General features: G+C 42.2%; 22 protein-coding genes and 1 other RNA gene. 14 read left to right on the forward strand and 9 right to left on the reverse strand.

Translation table 11 applies throughout. The features are described 5' to 3' along the window. Window positions 1-27: 27 nt before the first annotated feature. Both L1D51_RS00155 and L1D51_RS00160 read right to left on the reverse strand, forming a co-directional pair. On the reverse strand, window positions 28-1,380 hold the full coding sequence (locus tag L1D51_RS00155) for a Do family serine endopeptidase (RefSeq protein WP_054561091.1): 1,353 nt from the start codon (window positions 1,378-1,380) through the stop codon (window positions 28-30). A 123-nt stretch (window positions 1,381-1,503) separates the two neighbouring features. Beyond that, window positions 1,504-1,947: a Z-ring associated ZapG family protein gene (locus tag L1D51_RS00160; RefSeq protein ID WP_055020791.1), complete on the reverse strand. Its 444-nt coding sequence runs from the start codon at window positions 1,945-1,947 to the stop codon at window positions 1,504-1,506. 178 nt (window positions 1,948-2,125) lie between these two features. On the opposite strand from L1D51_RS00160, the gene zapE reads away from it, so the two are divergent. From zapE to L1D51_RS00200, 8 genes are all read left to right on the forward strand, one after another. Then, window positions 2,126-3,214: a cell division protein ZapE gene (gene zapE, locus L1D51_RS00165; RefSeq protein WP_054561089.1), complete on the forward strand. Its 1,089-nt coding sequence runs from the start codon at window positions 2,126-2,128 to the stop codon at window positions 3,212-3,214. A gap of 425 nt (window positions 3,215-3,639) precedes the next feature. Then, entirely contained in the window at window positions 3,640-4,068 is a 429-nt protein-coding gene (gene rplM / locus L1D51_RS00170) for a 50S ribosomal protein L13 (protein WP_054561088.1), read from the forward strand. Window positions 4,069-4,076: 8 nt separating this feature from the next. Continuing rightward, window positions 4,077-4,469, forward strand: a complete 393-nt coding sequence (rpsI, locus tag L1D51_RS00175) for a 30S ribosomal protein S9 (protein ID WP_095209788.1) — start codon at window positions 4,077-4,079, stop codon at window positions 4,467-4,469. Between the two features lie 631 nt (window positions 4,470-5,100). Further along, window positions 5,101-5,691: a ubiquinol-cytochrome c reductase iron-sulfur subunit gene (petA, locus tag L1D51_RS00180; RefSeq protein WP_054554178.1), complete on the forward strand. Its 591-nt coding sequence runs from the start codon at window positions 5,101-5,103 to the stop codon at window positions 5,689-5,691. Then, on the forward strand, window positions 5,691-6,956 hold the full coding sequence (locus L1D51_RS00185; RefSeq protein WP_054554179.1) for a cytochrome b: 1,266 nt from the start codon (window positions 5,691-5,693) through the stop codon (window positions 6,954-6,956). The genes petA and L1D51_RS00185 overlap by 1 nt, the downstream gene beginning before the upstream one ends. Further along, the gene (locus L1D51_RS00190) at window positions 6,953-7,690 is read left to right on the forward strand and encodes a cytochrome c1 (protein ID WP_054554180.1); all 738 of its coding nucleotides are present in this window, start codon (window positions 6,953-6,955) and stop codon (window positions 7,688-7,690) included. Before L1D51_RS00185 ends, L1D51_RS00190 begins: the two co-directional genes overlap by 4 nt. A gap of 79 nt (window positions 7,691-7,769) precedes the next feature. Then, window positions 7,770-8,396, forward strand: coding sequence for a stringent starvation protein SspA (sspA, locus tag L1D51_RS00195; RefSeq protein ID WP_054554181.1), 627 nt, complete (start codon window positions 7,770-7,772; stop codon window positions 8,394-8,396). Next, window positions 8,396-8,836, forward strand: a complete 441-nt coding sequence (locus tag L1D51_RS00200; protein WP_239961982.1) for a ClpXP protease specificity-enhancing factor — start codon at window positions 8,396-8,398, stop codon at window positions 8,834-8,836. Before sspA ends, L1D51_RS00200 begins: the two co-directional genes overlap by 1 nt. A 65-nt stretch (window positions 8,837-8,901) precedes the next feature. On the opposite strand, the gene dolP is transcribed toward L1D51_RS00200, so the two are convergent. From dolP to L1D51_RS00220, 4 genes are read right to left on the reverse strand one after another with little or no spacing between them, the layout of a single operon-like run. After that, window positions 8,902-9,468 carry a division/outer membrane stress-associated lipid-binding lipoprotein gene (gene dolP, locus L1D51_RS00205; RefSeq protein WP_054561086.1) on the reverse strand — a complete coding sequence of 189 codons (567 nt, stop codon included), beginning with the start codon at window positions 9,466-9,468 and terminating at the stop codon, window positions 8,902-8,904. After that, complete coding sequence (locus tag L1D51_RS00210) at window positions 9,468-10,055, reverse strand: SIS domain-containing protein (protein WP_054561085.1); 588 nt, start codon at window positions 10,053-10,055, stop codon at window positions 9,468-9,470. The genes dolP and L1D51_RS00210 overlap by 1 nt, the downstream gene beginning before the upstream one ends. A 32-nt stretch (window positions 10,056-10,087) precedes the next feature. Next, window positions 10,088-10,459: a YraN family protein gene (locus L1D51_RS00215; RefSeq protein ID WP_239961984.1), complete on the reverse strand. Its 372-nt coding sequence runs from the start codon at window positions 10,457-10,459 to the stop codon at window positions 10,088-10,090. A gap of 38 nt (window positions 10,460-10,497) precedes the next feature. Next, window positions 10,498-12,375, reverse strand: coding sequence for a penicillin-binding protein activator (locus tag L1D51_RS00220; protein WP_239961986.1), 1,878 nt, complete (start codon window positions 12,373-12,375; stop codon window positions 10,498-10,500). 61 nt (window positions 12,376-12,436) lie between these two features. Between L1D51_RS00220 and rsmI the strand changes: the two genes are divergently transcribed. From rsmI to L1D51_RS00235, 3 genes are all read left to right on the forward strand, one after another. Beyond that, complete coding sequence (gene rsmI, locus L1D51_RS00225) at window positions 12,437-13,294, forward strand: 16S rRNA (cytidine(1402)-2'-O)-methyltransferase (protein WP_239961988.1); 858 nt, start codon at window positions 12,437-12,439, stop codon at window positions 13,292-13,294. Between the two features lie 42 nt (window positions 13,295-13,336). Next, an RNA gene (rnpB, locus tag L1D51_RS00230) (RNase P RNA component class A) lies at window positions 13,337-13,688 on the forward strand. A 356-nt stretch (window positions 13,689-14,044) separates the two neighbouring features. Further along, window positions 14,045-14,566 (forward strand): hypothetical protein, encoded by a 522-nt coding sequence (locus L1D51_RS00235; protein ID WP_054561081.1) that lies wholly within the window; start codon window positions 14,045-14,047, stop codon window positions 14,564-14,566. 10 nt (window positions 14,567-14,576) lie between these two features. Here the strand turns inward: L1D51_RS00235 and L1D51_RS00240 are convergent, their stop codons facing one another. Then, on the reverse strand, window positions 14,577-16,142 hold the full coding sequence (locus L1D51_RS00240; protein WP_054561080.1) for an MASE1 domain-containing protein: 1,566 nt from the start codon (window positions 16,140-16,142) through the stop codon (window positions 14,577-14,579). Continuing rightward, on the reverse strand, window positions 16,129-16,758 hold the full coding sequence (locus L1D51_RS00245) for a response regulator transcription factor (RefSeq protein WP_054561079.1): 630 nt from the start codon (window positions 16,756-16,758) through the stop codon (window positions 16,129-16,131). The genes L1D51_RS00240 and L1D51_RS00245 overlap by 14 nt, the downstream gene beginning before the upstream one ends. Window positions 16,759-17,008: 250 nt before the next feature. Between L1D51_RS00245 and L1D51_RS00250 the strand changes: the two genes are divergently transcribed. The 3 genes from L1D51_RS00250 to L1D51_RS00260 all read left to right on the forward strand — a co-directional run bounded on the left by L1D51_RS00250 (window position 17,009) and on the right by L1D51_RS00260 (window position 22,499). Then, window positions 17,009-17,251 (forward strand): HP1242/YdcH family protein, encoded by a 243-nt coding sequence (locus L1D51_RS00250; RefSeq protein WP_055020789.1) that lies wholly within the window; start codon window positions 17,009-17,011, stop codon window positions 17,249-17,251. Between the two features lie 183 nt (window positions 17,252-17,434). Then, window positions 17,435-19,681: a S46 family peptidase gene (locus L1D51_RS00255; protein ID WP_239961990.1), complete on the forward strand. Its 2,247-nt coding sequence runs from the start codon at window positions 17,435-17,437 to the stop codon at window positions 19,679-19,681. A 139-nt stretch (window positions 19,682-19,820) separates the two neighbouring features. Further along, window positions 19,821-22,499, forward strand: coding sequence for a M14 family metallopeptidase (locus L1D51_RS00260; protein WP_055020787.1), 2,679 nt, complete (start codon window positions 19,821-19,823; stop codon window positions 22,497-22,499). A gap of 145 nt (window positions 22,500-22,644) precedes the next feature. Here L1D51_RS00260 and L1D51_RS00265 read toward each other — a convergent pair whose 3' ends face one another. Further along, window positions 22,645-24,105, reverse strand: coding sequence for a Gfo/Idh/MocA family protein (locus L1D51_RS00265; protein WP_054561075.1), 1,461 nt, complete (start codon window positions 24,103-24,105; stop codon window positions 22,645-22,647). Window positions 24,106-24,326 lie beyond the last annotated feature (221 nt).

Genomic DNA, 24,326 nt, shown 5'->3' on the forward strand with positions numbered 1-24,326 from the left:
TATTTTTTCATGATTTATCAACTAGGTTTACTGGATCAGTACGAAAATAAGCTCTCTACCGCGCTTAACACCTAGTACGATGTTACCTTTGGTATTTTCGATGATCTTATTCATGTCGCGAATTGTTTCAACGCGTTGACGGTTAACTTGCATGATCACGTCACCTTCTTCAAGGCCAACGCGAGCAGCAGGAGAACGTGCTTGCACGCCGGTTACTTCAACACCTTTACCATCACTCTTCTGAGTGTTTTCTAATGTTGCACCTTGGAAAGCTGGGTGTGTCTCTTCGCCTGCGGCAGTTGTGGCTGATGCACCATCGAGCGTGACATTAACAGTTTTAACTTTGCCATCTCGGTAAATGCCCAGTTTTACTTTTTTGCCCTCACCAAGTGTAGCAATTTTACTGCGTAGTTCATGGAAGCCACTAATTTCGGTGCCATCAACGCTAATAATTACATCACCGGCTTTGATACCCGCTTTACTTGCTGCGGTATCATCCATTACTTGCATAACGTAAGCGCCTTGCTTCACGTCGAGTTGTTGTGCTTTAGCAAGGCCTGCATCAAGTGGGCGACCCGAAATACCTAGCGAACCGCGACGTACTTCGCCGTGTTCGATAATTTGGTCAACAAGGTTTTTCATCATAGTAGATGGAATTGCAAAGCCAATGCCCACGTTACCGCCAGATGCACCTAAGATAGCGGTGTTGATACCAATCAGCTCACCATTAAGGTTAACTAACGCGCCGCCTGAGTTACCTTGGTTGATAGCTGCATCGGTTTGAATAAAGTCTTCATAACCTTCTATATTTAAACCGCTACGGCCAAGGGCACTGACGATACCTGATGTTACTGTGTGACTTAAACCAAATGGATTACCAATGGCAACAGCAAAATCACCTACACGTAACTGATCCGAATCGGCAATTTTAAGCGCGGTTAAGTCCTCTGCATCAATTTGCAATAAGGCAATATCTGATTCTTTGTCGCTACCGATTTTAGTTGCTTCATATTCGCGACCATCTTCTAAGGTCACCACCATTTTTTCGGCATCTTCGATAACATGGTTATTGGTTACCACGTAACCTTCGTCTGCATCAATGATCACACCTGAGCCTAGGCCACTAAATTCACGCTTTTGACTGCCACCACGAGGAACACCAAAAAAGTCATCAAAAGGAGTCGCACGGCGGCGAACTTCTTTAGAGCCTGACACTTGAATACTCACCACTCCCGGTGTGATCTGTTCAAGCATAGGTGCTAGGGTTGGCAATTGTTGACCATTTACAGCAACAGGAAGTTTTGCCATTGAAATTGCAGGACTTAATAATAAGCTAGAAGATAAAATAGCAGCACTGATAACAGATAATTTCATTTTCATAGTCTGGGTTTACTCCACTTCAGAGATAAAGCAAAAACTAAAAAGGGCTGCATAAGCAGCCCTTTTCTTGGTTTAGATATAAAGCTGTTATATCTAAAGACTATGGGGTCAAAAAAAAGTTCATCAAGAGGCTTTAGAATGTTCTGAAACTTTCTCTGAGCCAGTGAACAAGCCCGTTTCACCAACAACATAGTCAGCAGGCTGAGCTTCGGCACTTGAACGATCGCCTCTGCGGTCTTGTAATGAGTTTTGTAATTGCTCAGTCGTTTCTTTAGAAAAGAACGGCTCATTTGGATGCTGTTTTTTATCAGCAAGTAGTAGTTTATTTGTTTCTTCTACATGGTTCAGTAGCTGGTCGTAGTTATCTTTCATTTTAGATACTAGCTTACCTGTGCTCGCTAGATGATCAGCTACATCTTGACGATATTGTTCAAGCGCATTGTTAGCTTGCTCGACTTGTTGTTCTAGTTCGTCTTGCTTAAATTGTTTTTTGGTTACAAAAGCACCAATGAAGAATGCTGAAATTGCAACGATGATTAGAATACCTATCCAGGTAATTGTGCCCATAAATCTACCCCTTTGGGAAAAAATAACAAAAACAAATGCTTTAAAAGCATTTATAGTCCAATCATTATTAAAATATGCTTAATTTGATTGTGAAATCATACTGCGGGCTAATATACCCTGAGATACGATGCGTGTTAATATACTGTGCAAATTTAACTGTGTTTTATTGTAACGACCTATGACTCCTTGGCAGAAATACCAACAAGATTTACAACGTGAAGACTTTGTACATGATGCAGCGCAAGAAAATGCAGTGCGCCATTTGCAAAGACTCTATGATGACCTAACGGCAGACAAACCGGCCGCGAAGGGGTGGTTTGCCAAACTATTCTCTAAAGATAGCACGCCAAGTATAAAAGGGCTGTATTTTTGGGGTGGAGTAGGTAGAGGTAAGACCTATTTAGTTGATACTTTCTACGAAGCTTTACCTACTGATCGTAAGATGCGTGTGCACTTTCACCGTTTTATGCATCGCGTGCATGATGAGCTGAAAAAGTTAAAAAATACCAGTAATCCATTAAATGTGGTTGCAGATATCTTTAAATCAGAAACAGACATTATCTGTTTCGATGAATTTTTTGTGCAAGATATCACTGATGCAATGCTACTAGGTGGTTTGATGGAAGCATTATTTGAACGCGGTATTGTGCTGGTTGCGACATCAAACATCGTGCCTGATGAGCTATATCGAAACGGTTTACAACGTGCGCGTTTCTTACCAGCAATAGAACTGGTAAAAGCCAATACCGAAATTGTTAATGTTGATTCGGGGGTTGATTATCGCTTACGTACCCTTGAGCAAGCCGAAATTTTCCATAGTCCGCTTGATAAGCAAGCTGATGATAATTTATTTGAATACTTCGATAAGTTGTCACCTGAGCCGGGTGTGCTCGATAAAGAAATTGAAATTGAAGGGCGGATGATCAAAACCCGTAAAGTGTCTGACTGTATTGCTATGTTTGAGTTTAGTGAACTATGTGAAACAGCCCGCAGCCAAGTTGATTACATGGAAATAAGCCGACTTTATAACACGGTGATTTTGTCTAACGTAAAATCATTAGGCCAAGCCAATGATGATGCCGCACGTCGTTTTATCGCGTTAGTGGATGAATTCTACGAGCGTCATGTAACGCTGATTATTTCTGCTGAAAAGCCAATAACCGAGCTATATAGCGAAGGTAACTTAAATTTTGAATTTAAGCGTTGTATTAGCCGACTACAAGAAATGCAATCGCTAGAGTATTTAGCAAAAGAGCATCTAGCGTAGTAGAGCTGTCAGCCTTCAGCCGTCAGTTTTTAGCTGATCGAGATAGTGGTTTAGTTTTTATGTTTTTAACCACAATAGCTTTACATTTATTTCTCTGGTTTTATGTTTTTGATAGCTGATAGCTGATAGCTGATAGCTGATAGCTGATAGCTGATAGCTGATAGCTGATAGCTGATAGCTGATAGCTGATAGCTGATAGCTGATAGCTGATTTTCTCGAATAAAAAACAACCATCATATAGCAATGTGGTTCAAGTGCTGGTATACTCCCGCGTCTGCCACGTTGCGTTCTATTGCCAGATATTAGTTTAGCCTCTAATTGATGGCTCAAAGTCTTAAACTCGAAGGGGTTAAAGCATTCAACTTAGAGCGGTAATTAATAATAATTACCTGTGGTTTTAATTAAAAAACATTGGATTTTAATAAATGAAAACGTTTGTTGCTAAGCCAGAAACAGTAAAACGTGACTGGTACGTAGTTGACGCTGAAGGTAAAACTTTAGGTCGCATCGCTACTGAAATCGCTCGTCGCCTACGCGGTAAGCATAAAGCTGAATACACTCCTCACGTAGATACTGGTGATTACATCATCGTTATCAACGCTGAGAAAGTTACTGTTACTGGTAATAAAGCAAAAGACAAAATGTACTACGCTCATACTGGTTTCCCAGGTGGTCTTAAGTCTACTACTTTCGACAAGCTTCAAGCTGCAAAGCCTGAAATGATCATCGAAAAAGCTGTTAAAGGCATGTTGCCACGTGGTCCTTTAGGCCGCGCAATGTACCGTAAACTTAAAGTTTACTCAGGTACTGAGCACAACCATGCTGCACAACAGCCTCAGGTTCTAGACATTTAAGGAGCACTATCATGGCAAATCAATACTACGGTACAGGTCGTCGTAAAAGTTCAAGTGCTCGCGTATTCTTACGCCCAGGCACTGGTAACATCGTAATCAACAAGCGCTCTCTAGAAGAGTACTTCGGTCGTGAGACTGCTCGCATGGTTGTTCGTCAAGCATTAGAGCACGTAGAAATGACTGAAAAGTTTGACCTACACATCACTGTTTCAGGTGGTGGTACTACTGGTCAAGCTGGTGCTATCCGTCACGGTATCACTCGTGCACTTATGGAGTTTGACGAGTCTCTACGTCCTACACTTCGTAAAGCAGGTTTCGTTACACGTGATGCACGTAAAGTTGAGCGTAAGAAAGTGGGTCTTAAGAAAGCACGTAAGCGTCCACAATTCTCAAAACGTTAATATTTACGTTTATCAGAATACCAAAAACCCAGCTTCGGCTGGGTTTTTTGTTTTTCAGAGCTGTCAGCTTTAAGCCGTCAGTTTTTAGCTGAACGAGAGAGGGCTCACTGCTTGAATGAACAAGTTCTTGCCAAGGCTTAATATTCCCATATACTTCTCGCATCTCGCATCTCGCATCTAGCTGAAGCGCAAAACCCTACCTTTTTTCGTTCGATATTTGACCACTGATAATAATTAGTACGTATTACAGTAAAAAAACTTCAAGATTTAGCAAAATTAGCTTAAATCCATCAGTTAATTGATGAAATTTTTTGCTACAATTGGGGGGCAAGTAATGTGAGTGAGTTCAACAACAGCTAATGCAGAATTCTGTTTCCTCTTAGTGAGGTTGATCTTGGTCAGTATATTGTTTTTTTATATGCGTTATCATAACCAGCGGCTTCATACTCGAGCTAACCTAAATTAATAATTCATTAAATAGGGTTTATTCGAGCATGAGACTGTGAATAACCTTGTTTTAATCAAGGGTTTTAATTATGATCGCGTCTATTTTGAAATTTCTAAAAATTAACCTGCTGTAACTGATGTTCTCAATATGGCAAGTGTTGGGAATCATAGTGGAGATAAGTGGATGAGCAATGCGCCTGTAGACAATGGCCGACGTCGCTTTTTAACCATAGCTACCTCTGTTGTTGGTGGTGTTGGTGCGGCTGGGGCTGCTGTTCCTTTTATTGCGTCTTGGAATCCAAGTGAGCGAGCTAAATCTGCGGGTGCGCCTGTAGAAGTAGATATCAGCAAGCTTGAGCCAGGACAATTAATACGTGTTGAGTGGCGAGGAAAACCTGTTTGGGTTATTAATCGTACACCAAGAATGCTTGAACAGATGAAAGAACATGAAGGTCAACTTCGTGATCCTGCGTCTGAAGAGCCTCAACAACCTGAATCATCAACCAATGAATATCGTTCGCAACGTCCTGAAATTTTCGTTGCTGTTGGTATTTGTACGCACTTAGGTTGTTCTCCTAGCTTCCTACAAGGTGGCTTTGGTGAGAAAGTAGAGGGCACAGACGACGGTTTCTTCTGTCCGTGTCACGGTTCTAAATTTGATATGGCTGGTCGTGTATTCCAATCTGTACCTGCACCATTAAATCTAGAAATTCCTCCGTATACCTTCCTTGATGACACGACTATTCTAGTCGGTGAAGAAAAAGGAGTGGCGTAATGTTTGGTAAAATTATTGGTTGGATCGACGATCGTATTCCAATGACACGTGTTTGGAACATGCATATTGCACAGTATCCAGCACCAAAAAACTTTAACTTCTGGTACTTCTTTGGCTCTTTAGCCATGTTAGTACTTGTTAACCAAATCGTAACTGGTATCTGGTTAACAATGAACTTCGTACCATCTGCTGAAGGTGCTTTCGCATCGGTAGAATACATCATGCGTGATGTTGAATACGGTTGGTTACTTCGTTACCTTCACTCAACAGGTGCATCAGCGTTCTTTATCGTTGTATACCTGCACATGTTCCGTGGCATGATCTACGGTTCTTACCAAAAACCACGTGAATTACTGTGGTTATTCGGTATGTTCATCTTCTTAGCGCTTATGGCAGAAGCTTTCATGGGTTACTTACTACCTTGGGGACAAATGTCTTTCTGGGGTGCACAGGTAATCATTTCACTATTCGGTGCGATTCCGGTTATTGGTGATGACTTAACGCTTTGGATCCGTGGTGACTACGTAATTTCTGGTGCTACGCTTAACCGCTTCTTTGCACTACACGTAATTGCATTACCTTTAGTAATCGTTATCTTAGTATTCTTACACATTGTTGCACTACACGAAGTGGGTTCAAACAACCCTGATGGTGTTGAAATTAAGCGTAAGAAAGGCACTGTAGCTGAAGAAGATAAGCCTAAATTCAAATTCCACGAGTATTACACCAACAAGAAAGACATTGTTGATGCAATCCCGTTCCACCCTTACTACACAGTAAAAGATATTGTGGGTGTGGTTGGTTTCTTAATCTTATTCTGTTGGGTTGTATTCTTTATGCCTGCGATGAATGGTTTCTTCCTAGAAGCGCCAAACTTCGAAGCAGCTAACCCGCTGAAAACACCAGAGCACATTTTCCCAGTTTGGTACTTTACGCCATTCTACGCAATCCTACGTGCAATCCCTAACAAGTTAATGGGTGTTGTGGCGATGGGTGCATCTATCGTAGTGCTTGCGTTACTACCTTGGATTGACCGTGGTTCGGTTCGCTCTATTCGTTATCGTTGTGGTTTACACAAGTTAAACATCGCACAATTCGTGGTAACTTTCGTTATCTTGGGTTGGGTTGGTGCTACACCACAAACTGATTTCAAAACGCTGTTATCACAAATCACGACTGTGACATACTTCATGTTCTTCGTATTGTTATTTGTTTACAGCAAGAATGAGAAAACTAAGCCATTACCAACGAGGTTGACGAAATGATGAAAAAGCTAATTATCGGTTTATTCGCATTGTTGCCATCGTTGACAATGGCAGCAGGTCCTTCGGTTCCTTTAATGGATGCGAACATTGACCTTAAAGATAACGCATCTTTACAGCGCGGTGCTAAATTGTTCATGAACTACTGTCTTGGTTGTCACCAAATGCAGTATCAACGTTATGAGCGTACGTTCCGCGATATCGGTATTCCAACTGAGATTGGTCAAGAGCAATTAATTTTTGATGGCTCAAAAGTAGGTAGCCACATCAAAAATGCGATTGATAAAGATGACGCAGCTAAATGGTTTGGCGCAGCGCCACCGGATCTTACGCTTGTTGCGCGAGTTCGTGGTACTGACTGGATCTACACTTATCTGAAGTCATTCTATAAAGACGAGTCTCGTCCGTTTGGCGTAAACAACGTTGTTTTCCCATCGGTAGGTATGCCACACGTTCTTCAAGAACTACAAGGTTTACCAACACCAATCACTGAAGAAGTGGAAGAACATGGTCACACTGTGACTAAAGTTGTTGGCGTTGAAACAGATGGTTCTGGTGAAATGAGTGTTGACGAGTACGATCGTGCTGCTCGTGACTTAACTAACTTCTTAGCTTACGTTGGCGAGCCGTCACGTTTAGAGTCAGAAGCGTTAGGTCTTAAGGTAATTGGTTTCCTAGTGATTCTATTTATCTTGGCATTCATGCTGAAGAAAGAATACTGGAGAGATGTTCACTAATCCTGGGCATTTTGAAAGGTAGTTTTGTGATAGGGGCTTAAGCCCCTATTGCTGTTTTTGTAATATAATGGAGGTAGGCATGGCCGTAGCTGCCAATAAGCGCCCTGTAATGACCCTGTTTTCTGGTGCTAACTGTATGTATAGCCATCAAGTACGTATCGTACTTGCTGAAAAAGGTGTAAGTGTTGACATTCACCTGGCTGAAAAGGATAACCTGCCAGAAGCACTTCATGAGATTAACCCTTACGGTACAGTACCAACACTGATCGATCGTGAGCTTGGTTTATATCAGGCAAACATCATCATGGAATACCTTGATGAACGTTTCCCTCATCCTCCACTAATGCCAGTTTATCCGGTTATGCGTGGCCGTAGTCGTCTGATGATGCATCGTATCGACACGGATTGGTATAGCCTAGCTAACAAAATCACTAGCGGTAGCAGCGAAGCTGCGCAAGCACGTAAAGAGCTTACAGAAGCGTTACTTGCAATTGCACCAATCTTCTCTGAAGCACCTTACTTCATGAGTGAAGAGTTCAGCTTAGTTGATTGTTACTTAGCACCACTACTTTGGCGTTTACCTGAGCTTGGCATTGAGCTTAATGGTGCAGGCGCGAAAGAGCTTAAAGAATACATGTTGCGTTTATTTGAGCGTGAATCATTCCAAGCTTCACTAACTGAAGCAGAGCGTGAGATCCGTTTATAATGACGCCTAATCGTCCTTATTTACTACGCGCTTTCTTTGATTGGATTGTTGATAATCAGTGCACACCACACTTAGTGGTTAACGCTGATTTTCCTGCTGTACAAGTACCAACACAGTTTGTGCAAGACGGTCAGATCGTTTTGAACATTAGCCCATCAGCGGTAACACAATTTGCAATGGACAACCAACAGCTTAGCTTTAATGCGCGCTTTGGTGGCCAACCAATGCAAGTGTACGTACCTATGGGTGCTGTGCTCGCAATTTATGCACGTGAGAATGGTGAAGGGACTGTATTTACTGCAGAAGAATTCATCGAGGACGAAGACGATTTTACTCCGGTATTAGAAAGTGTTGAAACACCTGACGATATTACGCCAGATGATGAACCACCTGCTAAACCAGAGAAGAAAAAAGGTGCTCACTTACGAGTGATTAAGTAACCTTAGTCAGACAAAAGAAAACCCGCTATTTAGCGGGTTTTTTATTATTAATTAACTATTTAGCGTTACAGATATTCAAACACTTTAATAACACGTTCAACGCCTGATACGTTACGTGCTACATCAACCGCTAAATTCGCTTCAGAGTCGCTCACTAAGCCCATTAAAAAGACTTCGCCATTCTCTGTTACGACTTTGATGTTATTGCTGCTGATGCTTTCTGTGGTGAGCAATTGCGTTTTCACTTTAGAAGTTAACCAAGAGTCGTGCGTTTGCGTACTCATACCAATATTTGAACCAATGCGAATTTGGTTGTGGATTTTACGAATGCCATCAACGCCTTCAATAGCGCGTTGTGCTTCGTCTTTCATTTCTGCGTTAGCAACTTGGCCAATCATAAGCACAATGCCATTAACGCTAATGACGTTAACGTTAGCAAATTTATGTAGGCGCTCATTTTCGCTGATAGCAATAGAACTTTTAATTTCGATGTTGTTATCGTCGATTTGTGAACCAATCGTGCGGCGATCATTCGCAGCAGTTACAGCGCCTGCAGTACCGGCGACAACGGCAGCTGCACAGCCTTGCAGCAATAAAACGGTACCAAATACTAGTAAAGACTGTTTAAACATTAATTTTCTTCCTGTGGGAATAAGGTTAAATCGATAAGCTCACTGAGGCAGTGTAAATTCACTAAGTGTGACTCAACAATACGGCTTGGGCGTTTGGATGGAACACGAATTTCAACATCATTTGGGCCAAGTAAGCCAACTAATTCACCACCATCATCACCAACAAGCACAATCACTTTCATATCACGGGTCAGTGCCGCTTCAACGGCTGAGATAATCTGCTTTTCATTACCATTGACAGCAATTGCTAATAAAAGGTCGCCTTGCTGTGCAAATGCACGAATTTGTCGTGCAAAGGTTTCGTGCTCATCATTATTTGCGGCTGAGCCTAAGTTAACTTGATCTTGTGCAAGCGCAACTGCGGGTAGGCATGGGCGCTCGGTTTCATAAAAGTTAATTAACAGCCCAGCCATATGCTGTGCCAACATGTGGCAGCTAGGAGTGCCACAACACAGCAGTTTATTGCCGTTAATAAGACTTTGTGCAATGGTGAACGCTGCCGATTCAAGTGCGCTTGGCAGTACTTCACCTGCCGCTATTTGAACTTGAATATTTTCGGTAAAGATTTTTTTTATCGTTTCTTGCATAACCTACCAAATTAAGCCGACGCCAAACGGCGTTAGTAAACATTTTTAAACCAGTTTAGGGTGCTGTTAAGCTCACCTGTTATAGCGACATAATCTATCCGCATAGCCTGGTTTGAGATCTTTTTCTCGGCAAGATAATGGCTAATCGTGCGCCTTAATCGTTGCTGCTTTTGTTTGCTGAGCGCATAGTTTGCACCACCACGCAGGGTGTTTTTTCTAAATTTTACTTCTACAAATACCAGTGTTTGCCCGTCACGCATTATTAAATCGAGCTCGCCGTACTTGCATAAGTAATTGCGCTCAATGGCTTTTAAGCCATGTTGTATTAAATACTGTTCTGCCTGATGTTCGTAATACAGGCCTTTCTCGCGGCTATTTTGCCACAATTGATTAAACCACGACATAGCTTCATCCTTGAGCTAATACTACGTTTTAAAAAAGGTTATTCAGCGGCATTAATCCCAATAGCAGATTGCATAAATAGCGGGACTGGTTGCTCAGTCGCTAAATCAACCGCAATGATTTTCTTATTCTTGTACTGTGCCCAATCTAGGGTGCGTGTAACATAGCCATTACTAGCAATGCTTAATTGACCACTGATACCACTAAAGCGTTTGCCTTGTACCATACTCAGTTGTTTTACATCACCGAGCATACTGGCTGCATCGAACGCCATGGCAAATAAGCGCTGGCTTATATCAGCGTTTTCTGGCCATAAGCTTTCGTACTGTTGGCGTAAATTGTGTTGCTGAATTTGACCGTCAAGCATCCAAGGTAGTTCCGTAAAATAAAGGCCATCTAGGTCGCCTTTATCGGTTCTATCAATTTGTTTACTGTGGCTTTTTGAGCTGGCATAAAGCGGGATTCTATCTGCGAAGGTACTCACATTAACGTCTAAATAAGGCTTGATTAAGCGTGTTTCGGTGGCATCACCTAAAATATAAATCACGTCAATGTCGCTGCGTGAGCGGGTTTCACTTTCTACTTCTTGCTTGAATAATGATTTGACGACTTTAATACGCTCTTTACTTTGGTCTACTTCAAGTAAGCCAGTGATGGTTTTCGGCATATCATCTTTACCTGAGTAAAACCCTATTTGTGGTTTAACTTCGCTGTATCGTTGCCACTGCGTATTAAAGTGTTCAACTAAACGCTGACCGTTACTATTATTAGGGGCTAGCAACATCGGCTTTTGATAGCCTGCTGTTAAAAATCGCTCTAATGCTTGCTGAACTTCATGCTCAGGGCTTAGTGCAAAGAAAAAGTGCTGCTGTGAAATTCGCTCACCATCAAAGGTGTTTAAATGCATTACCGGGTAATCAACCAGTGTTTGTGCGCTAGTAAGCTTTTCGATATTGCTTTTTAGTAGTGGGCCAATAACAAAATCAGCATTAAATTCGCTTAGCTTGAGTGAGATCTCTGCAGCTGATAGTGATTCATCAATAAATAGGGTTTGCTCTAATGACTGTCCATCTAAGGCCGCAAGCACACCGGCTTTTAAGGCATCACCTAATCGCTCATTAGCACCTGATTGTGGAATAAGCACAGCTAAACGGTTCACATTTAAAGGTTCAATTTGTACCAGCTCAGTCACTTTTTTTGGTAGTACCTCAGCAGCTGGGTGACCCGGGTAGCGACGCAGCCAGTTATTCATTGCTTGGTGAAGTTCTACAGGCGCACCTAAATACACTTGATGATAAAGCGCTAAATTAACCCAACCTTGTTGCACCACAGAGCCTCGGTTAAAGCGCTCAAGTGCGTACGATGAAAGCTGGGTTAGGTTTTGCCATAAATCTTTGTTTAAATTGGCAACGGTAAAGTTATTTTCGCTGCTAAGTGTTGATGCCTTAAAAAAGAAAGGCATTGCTTGTTTTGGCATACCTTGCGACGCGTAAACGCGCGCAGTCAGGTATTGATGCCATGCTTGATGCTCTGGCTGGCTTAACTGAGGCTCAAGTTGTTGTAACTGAGCTAAAGCTAAGTCGCTTTTGCCTTGATGCTCTTGCGCAAGGGCAATGTAAAGTTTGTTTTGAATTTGGTCGACACTTGGGGTTGCTTCAAGTTCGAGGCAGATTTTTTCTAGCAGTGCCCAGCGCTCTTCACTGATAGCCGCATCACGTGCAGTATATAAAAGCTGGATTTTATCGGCACCCTGACGGTTTAGCGCCGCTTGGTACATAGATTGTGCGTCGGTTAGCTGTGATAGCGCAATACTCGATTGGCTCGATTGATTTTCTGCACTATTTCGAGGTTTTTCGGTTGTGCTACAAGCCGATAACCCTGACAATACAATTAATAGACTAACAAGTTTAAGTCGCACAATGATTTCCCGATACGTTAACGCGATTTGCTTATATTACTGACTGACGCAGGAGACCTCAATGTTAAATGAGGACAATTCAGATAAAATCGGCACTCTTTACATTGTTGCCACGCCTATTGGTAACTTTGATGACATCAGCCAGCGTGCCATCCAAACCCTATCTGAGGTTGACTTAATAGCCGCTGAAGATACTCGTCATACAGGAAAGTTGTTAAGCCACTTTAATATCAAAGCAAAAACCTTTGCTCTGCATGACCATAACGAGAAACAAAAAGCGCAACAAATTGTAGATTGGTTAGAGCAAGGAATGAACATTGCGCTGGTATCTGACGCCGGCACGCCACTTATTAGCGACCCTGGTTATGCGGTGGTCAATTTATGCCGTGAACAAGGCGCGCACGTCGCGCCAGTGCCGGGAGCATGTGCTGCAATTACCGCTGTATGTTGTTCTGGTTTACCAACAGATCGTTTTCAGTTTATTGGTTTTACACCAGCAAAGAGTAAAGCAAGGCAGACCTTTTTCATTGAAGCGGTAAACTCAGGTATTACTAGCATCATGTATGAAAGTACCCACCGTATTATGGTGAGCCTTGATGATTTAGAAGCAGCACTCGGTGCAGAGCAGCCAGTAGTGTTTGCCAAAGAACTTACCAAAACTTTCGAAACCTTTTTCAATGGCACAGTTGCCGAGCTAAAACAGTTCTTAACGGATGATCCCACTAAGCAGCGTGGTGAAATCGTACTTATGCTACCGGGTAAAGCAAAGCAAAGTGACGATATTCCAGAAGATGCGCGCCGCATGCTAGGTTTACTCGAAGCCGAAATGCCACTGAAAAAAGCCTGTGGTGTTGTGGCTGAGTATTTTGGTTTGAAGAAAAACGCACTTTATAAAGCAATTATTGACGAAAAAGGCTAATTCTTTACTGCATAGACGTGCGCGCTCAGGTATACTGCGCGCCGAGTCAGCCGAGATAATCGCTGCCTGCAACGAAAATGCGCAGGGGGAGGAAAGTCCGGGCTCCACAGGGCAGGGTGCCAGCTAACGGCTGGGGGGCGCGAGCCTACGACAAGTGCAGCAGAGAGGAGACCGCCAACTTCGGTTGGTAAGGGTGAAAGGGTGCGGTAAGAGCGCACCGGGCCACTGGTAACAGTTGGTTGCAAGGTAAACTCCACCCGGAGCAAGACCAAATAGGGTTCCTTATGGCGTGGCCCACGTTGGAACCGGGTAGGTTGCTTGAGCCATAGAGCAATTTATGGCCTAGACGAATGATTATCCACGACAGAACCCGGCTTATTGGCTGACTCACTAAATTACATAAAAAGCCTCGCAGCAATGCGGGGCTTTTTGCTATCTACATGGACACAAAATTAAGAAAATCCACTCCGCGCATACAAAACAGCGGCTTATTGGCTGATTCACCAACTTATACAAGAGCCTTGGTATTTACCGAGGCTTTTTGTTTTCTAAAAGAGCCATGTTTTCGAAACCCTCAAACCAAATCGAAATTGTTTGCTCTTTATTATCAAGAGGGCACTCTTCAGTTGTTTAACCATTCTCTGCAAACTAGGAATTTTTCTTAGCCACACTAAGAAAGTCACTCATTATTATAACGGCTTGTTCTGTATATCCTTTAAATCTAATTTACTTATGCTTAATGGATTGAAAATGAGTGTTATTGAGGGAAGTACTAAGGAGTTTGGCAATACGACTATTCTTCTTCATAGCTTAGGCTCTTCTTGTTACAGAATTGAATGGTATAGCAGGATGACGGGGGCGTCTACGAGTTTAGCTAGGCTCAAGCAAGGCAAGTACGTTGTTATTCGTAAGTGGGCACAAGTGAAAAATATGTCTGATGTTTCGAGCGAATTTAGTAGTCGAAATAGCGCTTTGATACACTTTCTAAATAACGTTGATATTGTTAAATCCCATGATGACTGGATCAGTGCCGCTAAGCAGCATTGTCTAAATTTGTTTGTTGAAAACGAGGGGCTTAAACCCGTTACTAAAGCGAGTTTTCCTAAACCGAGGTTGCAAGGTGCAATTGGTAAAGAAGTTGTTGTTAAATCGAAGTTGGGCGAAAGGGAAATAGCGCATGGCTTGTTGTTACAGCTTATAGGTAATCAAGCAGAAATACAGCTTGCGAATATTAAGAAAAAATATCTTACCAAGCAGGTTTATTTAAGGTAACTAGTTGTATTCAAATATCAAAGTATACTTCAATTTTAAATCCATCTATTTCTGTAACCGTACATGTACCGCCAAGGGCAATAACCCGCTCTTCAATAAATGATAACCCGTAGCCACCAGACTCTTGCAGTGTGGTCTTGGTTTTTCCATTATCCATAATAGTAAGGCATATATACTGTTCGTGAGCCAACAAGCTGAGCCTTAGCTCTGTGGCTGTACTGTGCTTGATGCAGTTTGTGACTGCTTCTTGGCAAATTCTGTAAATAGCTGTTTGATGTTCATCTGATATTGCTGAACTTAAGTTTATTTCAGCTACGTATTTGATTGATGCTTTACTTAGCAGAGAGTTAAAGCGTCCTTCTTTAAGAGCTTGCTCTAGCCCAAGCTCATCAAGCTCTCTAGGTCTTAAGTGATGCATAATTTGATAAACAGAGTCATACATCGCCTTTGCATTTTCTTTTAGGCCTTCAACGAGGGTATTTTCATTATTTCGTTGTGCTATCGAAAGTACCGTCAGGTCAGTTTTAAGTGCTGTTAGATTTTGGCCTAATTCGTCATGAAGTTCTTGAGACAAATACTTTCGCTCATTTTCTTGCACAGTTACCATGCGTTTAGCAAGCTGTTTATTTTTCTCAAGCAGCGCAGTGAGTTTTTCGTTACTGGCTTGTAGTTGATTATTTTTGATCTTTAACTCGTTAGTGGCGGTCCCTACCAGTAACCCTGTTACTGAATTGGCCAGGATAAATAATTGGCTAATGTAAGTATTGGTCGCATCTTGGGTGAGGCCTGCTTGTGCAACGATCAGCGTATTACTTACCAAGGCGCTTGCTATTGCTCCTTTAATACCAAATTTATAAGAGAACCAAATTACCGGTAGAAGTGAGCAAAGGCGTAGCAAAGGGTAAAGATCTGAGTGGCCTAGGTAACTAACAATGTAAATAGATGCCAGTGCTAATAAGCTTAGTAAAATAACAGCATGATGACGAGAGGGCACAAGGCTGTAGCTTTGGCTAATTAACAATAATGCTGGGGCCACTAATAATGTTCCCGTCAAGTCGCCTAATGTCATATTAAGTTGATATTGTAATACTTGCTTACCTTCTAACCAGGTTGTGAATTCAAAGGCGCTCGAAAACAAAAACCATTTAAAAGAAGCTGAAAAAACGGCTAGTAGAATTAACGACAAAGCCCCGGAATTAGAGGTGATTTTTGGTGGCCAGCGGCTTTTCTTAAAGCTGTAGACGATAGCCATATAGGTTAATTCTTGAAAGAAACCGTGAAATAAATCAAAGCTCCATTCACCATTGTAATAGACACCTAAATACGACGCATAAAGTCGAGAAGCAATCCAAAGCATTAGCCAAAATCGCACTGGAAAAATAACAAAAAATGCGAGCTTCACCCCTGCTGGCAGGTATATAGCACTACTTTGGGCAACGGTTTCTAAATGATTACTCACCCAAGAGGATAAATATAAGGCTAAAAAGTAAAGCGCAAACACCAATAACTGGTTAAATGCTTCAGTTATTAAGCTAAGTGAAGAACACTTTGTTGAAACGAGCTTATGCCAGTTCATCAAGTGTGATCATCCCGGAATCTATAGCAACTTTTAATAATTCAAATGAATTAGTGACTTCAAGTTTGTTGTATATATTCGTTTTATGTACGTGGGCTGTTTTGGGCATCATATCGAGTTGTTGCGCAACTTGTTTAGCATTTAGCCCTTTGGCAAATAAGGGAAGTGCCTCTTTCTCTCTTGGTGTTAAAAAAGAAAGTTTGCTTGCAGGGGAAGTAGTATTAAATTTCACATCTTCACTGATATAGCGCCCTCCTTTAATAACTGAATTGACTGCATCAATTAAAGCTTCTGATGCTGAGCGTTTAGAAACATAACCTTGAGCGCCGAGCTTTAAGGCGTTGCTAACGTATGGCTCGTAGTCATACATAGAAGCAACAATGGTTTTTATGTCGGGAAAGTGAGTGTTTAGATAGGTAAGAAATGCGAGTCCGTTTTCACCGTCATGCATTGATATATCAACAATAAATACATTAGGTTGCTCTAAGTTAACAGCAAGTTTTGCCTCAGTGACTGAGCAGGCTTCTATGATAACTTGCCACCCGTTTTGTAGCTCTAATAATTTTTTAAAGCTATCTCTAACCAGTTGATGATCTTCAATGATTCCAATTCGCATAATCCCTCCATAGATTTTTATTATATCCCTAATTCAATAAGTTATGTCTAGGAATTATTCTTATATTAATTAAATACGCGTTCATGTGTCCTGATTTTAATGGGACTAAAGCTTAGGAACATTTCTAGTTTAAACGCTATATTTTCTGAATCGTTGTGATTATTGATCTCGGACAAGGTTACTGCGTTGACTCTGTATGTTGCAGTGGTACAGTGAAATTGAACTTAAATTCTAGCTAAAGGAGTTGCCCATGCTAGGCGAAAAACACTCGTTATTGAATGAATTCCCTGAGTTTAATGAATTAATCCATAGCCTCGCGAAACACGATGCTCACTTCAAGAAAACCATGCAACGTTACGATGATATGGATAAAGAAATTCGCTCTCTTGAGTTGCAAGACTCTCCAATAGAAGATGCGGACATGCATGAAAAGAAGCATCAACGCGCCGTGCTAAAAGATGAACTTTATGACTTTTTAAAAGCCAGTGCTTAATAAATGAATCGAATAATGCTCCTGCTAACTGCATTCTTACGGTAGGAGCTTGTTCTCCCCTCTATTTTTACTCTCCAATCGTATTTAATCGCAATATCCCTTTACTCAATCAAGGTTATGATAGTCTTAGCGCGATTTTTTAAGGCAACAATGGAATAGTGCTTTGCACTGACTGGGATTAACATGATTAAAAAAAATATTATTACTACTTCATTAGCACTCATGGGTGTTGTCGCTGTAGGTAGCGCACACGCTGATGAAGGGCAGTGGCAACCGCATCAATTAAAACAATTACAAAGCGAGTTTGACCGCGTTGGTATTGAGTTACCGGCTTCACAAGTGGCAGATCTTAACCAATATCCACTCAATGCAGTGGTTGGTTTAGGCTATTGCTCTGCATCATTTGTTTCACCAAAAGGCTTAGCTGTAACTAATCATCACTGTGCTTATGGCGCGATTCAAAATAACAGCACACCAGAAAATAACTTAATTGAAAAAGGCTTTTTAGCAGCTGACTTGTCAAAAGAATTACCAGCAGGCCCGCAAGAGCGTTTGTACGTAACTGAACAAGTGGATAATGTAACAGAACGCGTACTGGGTAATTTACCAGCAGGTCTACACGGCAAAGAGCGTTTTGAGGCGATTCAGGCAAACCGCAAAGCCTTGATCAGCGAGTGTGAGTCAGATCCTAACTATCGTTGTACAGTCCGTGATTTCCACCATGGGCTAGAGTACTTCATGATCAAACAACTGATGATCAAAGATGTGCGCTTAGTGTATGCTCCGGCAGAAGCGCTAGGTAACTTTGGTGGTGACATCGATAACTTTGAATACCCACGTCACACGGCCGATTTTACTTTCGTACGTGGTTATGTTGGTAAAGATGGCAAGCCTGCAGATTACAGCGAAGATAACGTACCTTATGAGCCAAAGTCGTTCTTAAAAGTGAATGCGAGCGGCGTAAGCTTAGGTGATGGTGTGCTGGTGGCTGGTTACCCTGGCCGCACTAGCCGCTATAAACTAGCAGATGAAGTAAATTATTCAGCGAGTTGGTATTATCCTACATTGCTTAATACTTACAACATGACCCTTGATGTGATTGCCAAGCAGAGCAAAGGCGATGAGCAAGCACAAGTTAAATATGCCTCTCGTGTAAAAAGCACTAACAACCGTTTAAAGAAACTGGAAGGCTTACAAGATGGCTTTAAAGTAACGGATATTCCGGGTATTAAAGCTGCGCAAGAGCAAGAATACTTAGCTTGGTTTGCACAAAGTGCTGAGCGTAAAGCTTACGCAGATTCATATCACGCATTAAAGTCATTATTAGTAGAAGCGCACGCACAGCAACAAAGCCATTTTTACTTTGATTACGCAAAACGCGCAGATTTATTAAGTACGGCAATTCGTTTATACCGCTTAGCTAAAGAAAGCGAAAAGCCAAATGCAGAGCGCGAAATGGGTTACCAAGAGCGCGATCTTCCTATGCTTAAAGCGCGTTTAGAGCGTTTACAAAAACAGTTTACGCCTGAAGTCGATAAAGCCTTATGGTTAAGCTACTTAGGTAACTATTTAGCGCAAGATAAAGCAGCGCAAGTTGCGGCATTAAACGACGGCTTAGGTATTACAGATACCACTACACAGGCTGAGCTTGAAGCGATAATTGCTTCTTTTTATGCTAAAACAGAACTTAAAGATACAGCAACGCGTGTTAGCTGGATTGGTAAATCAGTAGCCGAATTTGAAGCATCAAACGACCCATTCATAAAGTTAGCTGTTGCTCTATACGATACCAACATGGCACAAGAAGCTGATAAAAAAGAAATGGCGGGTCGCTTAGCTGAAATTCGTCCGCAATATATGCAAGCCGTGATCGCCTTTAATACAGCCAAAGGTAAGCCAGTTTACCCAGATGCAAATGGCACATTACGCGTAAGCTATGCACAAGTTGATGGTTACCCAGCAGCAGATGCTGTGTATAAAACGCCATTTACATCACTACGTGGTTTAGTGGCTAAACACACAGGTGAAAAACCATTTGTTGTTACCGATAAAGTACTTGAAGCATACAAAAAGCAAGCATTTGGCGCGTATTACCGTGGTGACTTAGGTCTACCAGGCGTAAGTTGTAGCTTATTCAGCTTTGGTTGTGAGCCTCAGGCGGCTAAACCTCTTGAAGTTAACTCAGTACCAGTCAACTTTTTAAGTAGCGCTGATACCACAGGGGGTAACTCAGGTTCGCCAGTCATGAATGGTAAAGGTGAATTAGTGGGTCTTAATTTTGACTCGACTTATGAATCAATCACCAAAGATTGGTACTTTAACGCCAAGATCACCCGTGCTATTCACGTTGATATTCGATACATGCTTTGGTTAATGGAAGAAGTTGATAACGCAGGTTACCTACTTGATGAAATGACCCTAGTTAAATAGCTCCGCTATGTTAATAATAACCGCAGCAATCGCTGCGGTTTTTTTATGTCTTTAATTTTTGCCAATCTAACGTTTTTAATTTGTTTATTTTCAATACTTTTGTAATGTACAAATCAGATACTTTTACTTGGGAAAAATAATGAGCGCCAAACAAATAATAAAAGCCATTTCAGTGAGTGTTGTGGCAATAACGGCAAGCTTTAATGCCAGTGCAGCGAATACCGAAACAATGTGGCCGGGCACGGCTTATAATCAGCAAATACCAACATTTAAACAAGTACTTGGGTACGATGTAGGTGAGCGCATTACCAATTACAACGATATGCGTCGTTATTTAAGCGCCCTTGAACAAGCTGCGCCTGATCGTATTAAAGTGTTTAAGTACGCAAACAGCTGGGAAGGTCGTGAGCTGGTTTATGCGGTGGTTGGCACCGCGGATCATATTCGCTCATTAGAAACCCTCGCCAATAACACCCAAGCCTTGGCTGATCCGCGTATTACCTCTGAAAAAGAAGCTAAGTCGCTAATTAAAAATTTACCGACGTCTGTGTGGCTTCAGTATGCCGTGCACGGTAATGAAATTAGCTCAACCGATGCTGCACTATTCACTGCATATCACTTATTAGCAGCCCCGAATGATGCCGTTAACAGTAAAATTTTAGACAACACCGTGGTGTTTATCGACCCATTGCAAAACCCTGATGGTCGTGAGCGTTTTGTTACTCGTTATTATGCGACCGTGGGTCTTGAGCACAGTGCAGATAGGTTAAGTGCGGAGCATAATGAGCCATGGCCAAGAGGCCGAACAAATCATTATTTGTTTGATATGAACCGTGATTGGTTAGCGCTTACTCAGCCTGAAAGTAAAGGTAGAGTGGCTGCAATCAATAAATATAAACCACAAGTGGTGGTTGATATTCATGAAATGGGCGGCGACCAATCTTACTACTTTGCACCGGCTGCTCAGCCATTTAACCCGCATATGACGAAAACCCAAATCGCCAACATGGATGCGATTGGGCAAAATCATGCGAAGTATTTTGATGAGTTTGGCTTTGATTACTTTACCCGTGAAATCTTTGATGCCTTTTATCCAGGTTACGGTGATAGCTGGCCAGTATTTTATGGTGCATCAGCATCAACTTACGAAGTCGGCTCTGCACGTGGCCACGTGTTTGAGAAAAATACCGGTGAACTACTCACCTATTTTAATACTGTAAAGCGTCAATTTGTGGCCTCAATTTCGACCGCCGAAGGGGCTGCCAACCAACGTGAAAAACTACTAGGTGACTTTTATCAATATCAAGTTGATGCAATTGACTCGGGTAAAGATAGCAAAGAGCGTGTTTATATTTTACCTAAGCAAAGTAACCGTGAAGGCGCTCATAGACTCGCAACCTTAATGGCTGAGCATGGTGTTGAAGTTAAACAAGCAACTGAAGACTTCAAAGCCTGTGGCGTTAAGTATAAAGCGGGTAGCTATTTTATTGATACCGCGCAGCCACGCGGGGTATTTGTGCGTACCACGTTTACAGATCAAGTAGATATGGCTGAAGCATTTGTGAAAGAGCAAGAAAGACGTCGTGCTCGTAACCTAGGTGATGAAATTTACGATGTCACAGGTTGGTCGCTGCCGATGATGTTTAATGTTGATAGCGATAGTTGTGGTCGCGCAGTTAGCGCAGATAGTAAAGCGGTTCAGGCCGACGACACATTGCTTGGTAAAGTGAATAATCCAGAAGCCTCAGTGGCTTATATTGTTGCTTGGGGTGATACGGCCGCAGCACGCTTTTTAACAGCAGCACTGCAAGCTGGCATTAAACTGAAAAGTGCTGATCAAGCATTTGTATTGGGTGATAAAACTAACTACCCAGCGGGTAGCTTAGTAATCGAAAAACGCCTAAACGATAAAGACTTACTCACCAAAATTAGCCAAATTGCTGAGCAAACTGGTGCAATAGTTGATGGTGTGGATTCAAGTTGGGTGATTGAAGGCCCAAGCTTTGGTAGTAACAAAACAGTGCCTATGGTAGCACCAAAAGTGGCGATTGCATGGGATGCAGCCACTCGTGAGCTAAGCGCCGGTAACACTCGTTTTGTTATCGAAAGACAGCTTGGCTACCCGGTGACAGCTATTCGCACACCCATGCTTGCTTGGGCTGATTTAAGTGATTACCAAGTGCTTATTTTACCAGAAGGTAATTACGAGCAAGCACTAGGTAAATCGGGTGCAGCTAATTTAAAAAGCTGGGTTAAAGCGGGTGGCGTGTTGATTGCCCTAGGTAATGCTAACCGCTTTACCACTAATGCTGATTACGGTTTGTTAGATGTTCAACGCGAGCAAGCTTACCGAGAAGATAAAGCAAGTAGCAGTGATGATAAAAGTAGTAAAGTGGCAGGGCAGTTATTTGCTTCTCGCGATGATTTAAAAGCAGCTAGCATTGAGCCACATACATCGCCAGACTATGTAGCCGGTGTACTTGCAAATGTTGAAGTAGACCAAGAGCATTGGTTAACCGCTGGGGTTGATAAAGACCTTGTTGCGGTAGCTTACGGTAATGATATTTACACGCCAATAAAACTGAACTCAGGTAAAAACTTAGCTTGGTTTACAGGTAAAGATGATGTGCTAGCAAGTGGTTATCTATGGCAGCAAAATAAAGCACAGCTTGCGTATAAGCCATTGCTTGTTCATCAACCGCAAGGCAAAGGCATGGTGATAGGCTTTACACAGTCACCAACCTACCGTGCCTACCTTGAAGGCATGAATGTACTGTTAACTAACACGATTTTCCGTGCTGCAGCACATGCTCAGTAAGGTTTTAGTCTAATCAAAAAGCCCGCCGATGTTGCGGGCTTTTTTGTGTTTAGATATCTATAAAACACAATTCCAAAAAGAGTGGGCAATAAAAAAGCCCGCAGGGCAAAGGGCGGGCTTTTTAGTATTCCAAGGAGAGAAAGTGCTAAGACACAATCCCTAGTGGCTTACCTGTTTGCCAAGCGCCACGGGTAAAGTCTGGAATCGTTTTGCTGTTACTTCTATCTGCAACTGATGCCATACTTTGCGGGAAGATTGATGACCATGCTGCGGCATCGTATACATCTTGATCGAGTGGCTCATTATTGCGTAAGCAGTAGATCATGCGCCAAAGCATAATGAAGTCCATACCGCCGTGGCCACCGTTCTTGACCGCTTCTTCACCCATGCGTTTCCATAGTGGGTGATCAAACTCAGCACGCCACTTTTCCATATCTTGATCCCAGCTATGAAAGTTTTGCATATGTGGCTTACGACCCTGCGAACCTGCTTTTTCCCAGGCAGCGAGCTCAGCTTCATATTGCTGTTGGTAAATTTTCGCGATGGCTGGTGGCACATCTTCAAGAGCAATACGGTTAGGGAATCCAGCAAATGTGCCATTAGTACCTTGAATTAAGTTATGGCGGCTGTACGGACGAGGGCTTGTGGTGTCGTGCTGAACCATAATGCTACGACCTTTCACTGTTTTAATAATGCTGGTGTTCATGTCGCCAGCAGTAAATTTCAGTGAGCGACGTTCGTGGCCCGCAGGAAATTCACGCTCTGCGTAAGCTGCGCGGCCAAGTGCAGGTGAGCTGACTGATGTAACAAAATCAAAGCGGTCACCACGGTTGATGTTCATATACTGAGAAACTGGGCCTAAACCATGGGTTGGGTATAAGTTACCGTTTACCTTGGTATGCCAGTAAGTACGCCAAGAACCTGTGCTGCGGTCAATTTCTTTCATTTGCCAACGCAGGTCATGAATATAAGCAGCTTCACCATGCAGTAACTCACCAAATACGCCTTTACGAACCATGTTTAAAACCATTAACTCGTCACGGCCGTAGTTAACGTTTTCCATCATCATGCAGTTCTTTTGCGTGCGCTCAGCAGTGTTTACTAGTTGCCAACACTCTTCCATCGTGGTTGCTGCAGGTACTTCAACAAAGGCGTGCTTACCACTTTCCATGGTCTCAACACTCATAGGTGTGTGCCATTTCCAAGGGGTTGAAATGATCACAATGTCGATGTCATCGCGAGCAAGCATGTCTAAATAGGCTTTATCAGAACCCGTATAAGCAGTTGGTTTAGGTAAGCCTTTTTCAACAACATAATTAACAGACTTATCTAGCATTAGCTGATCTGTATCGCAAATAGCTTTAATTTCAACACCTTCAATATGGCAAAGATGTTTAACATGGCCGCTACCACGTTGACCAACCCCAATAAAACCAACACGTACCACATCCATTGCTGGCACAGCTAAGCCCATTACGCTTTTACCTTGTGCTGCAAGCGGTGTGCTTTGATTATCACCTTGTTGGCTTTTTGCACAGCCAGTCACGACTGTCGCGGCGGTAATGGCTGCGGCAGATTTTAAAAAACTACGTCTATCTATTGTCATAACGATACCTAAATCACTGAGATTATTTTAATAGTGGGTTTCAGTTGTTTCTGTTATATCGCAACTCGAAGTCAATTACAATTAAATGCTTTCAAATTCTTTCGCAACCTTGGGTTTTATCATTTTAATCCTTATGCAATAGCGTGGTTAGCGTGTTTTAAACTTATTTCACACCTTTCGTTATCTTTCACTTTATTGCGCAGCGTTTCGCGCTGTGCTAC

The organism is Pseudoalteromonas shioyasakiensis, from assembly GCF_022398475.1.
Lineage (GTDB): Bacteria > Pseudomonadota > Gammaproteobacteria > Enterobacterales > Alteromonadaceae > Pseudoalteromonas.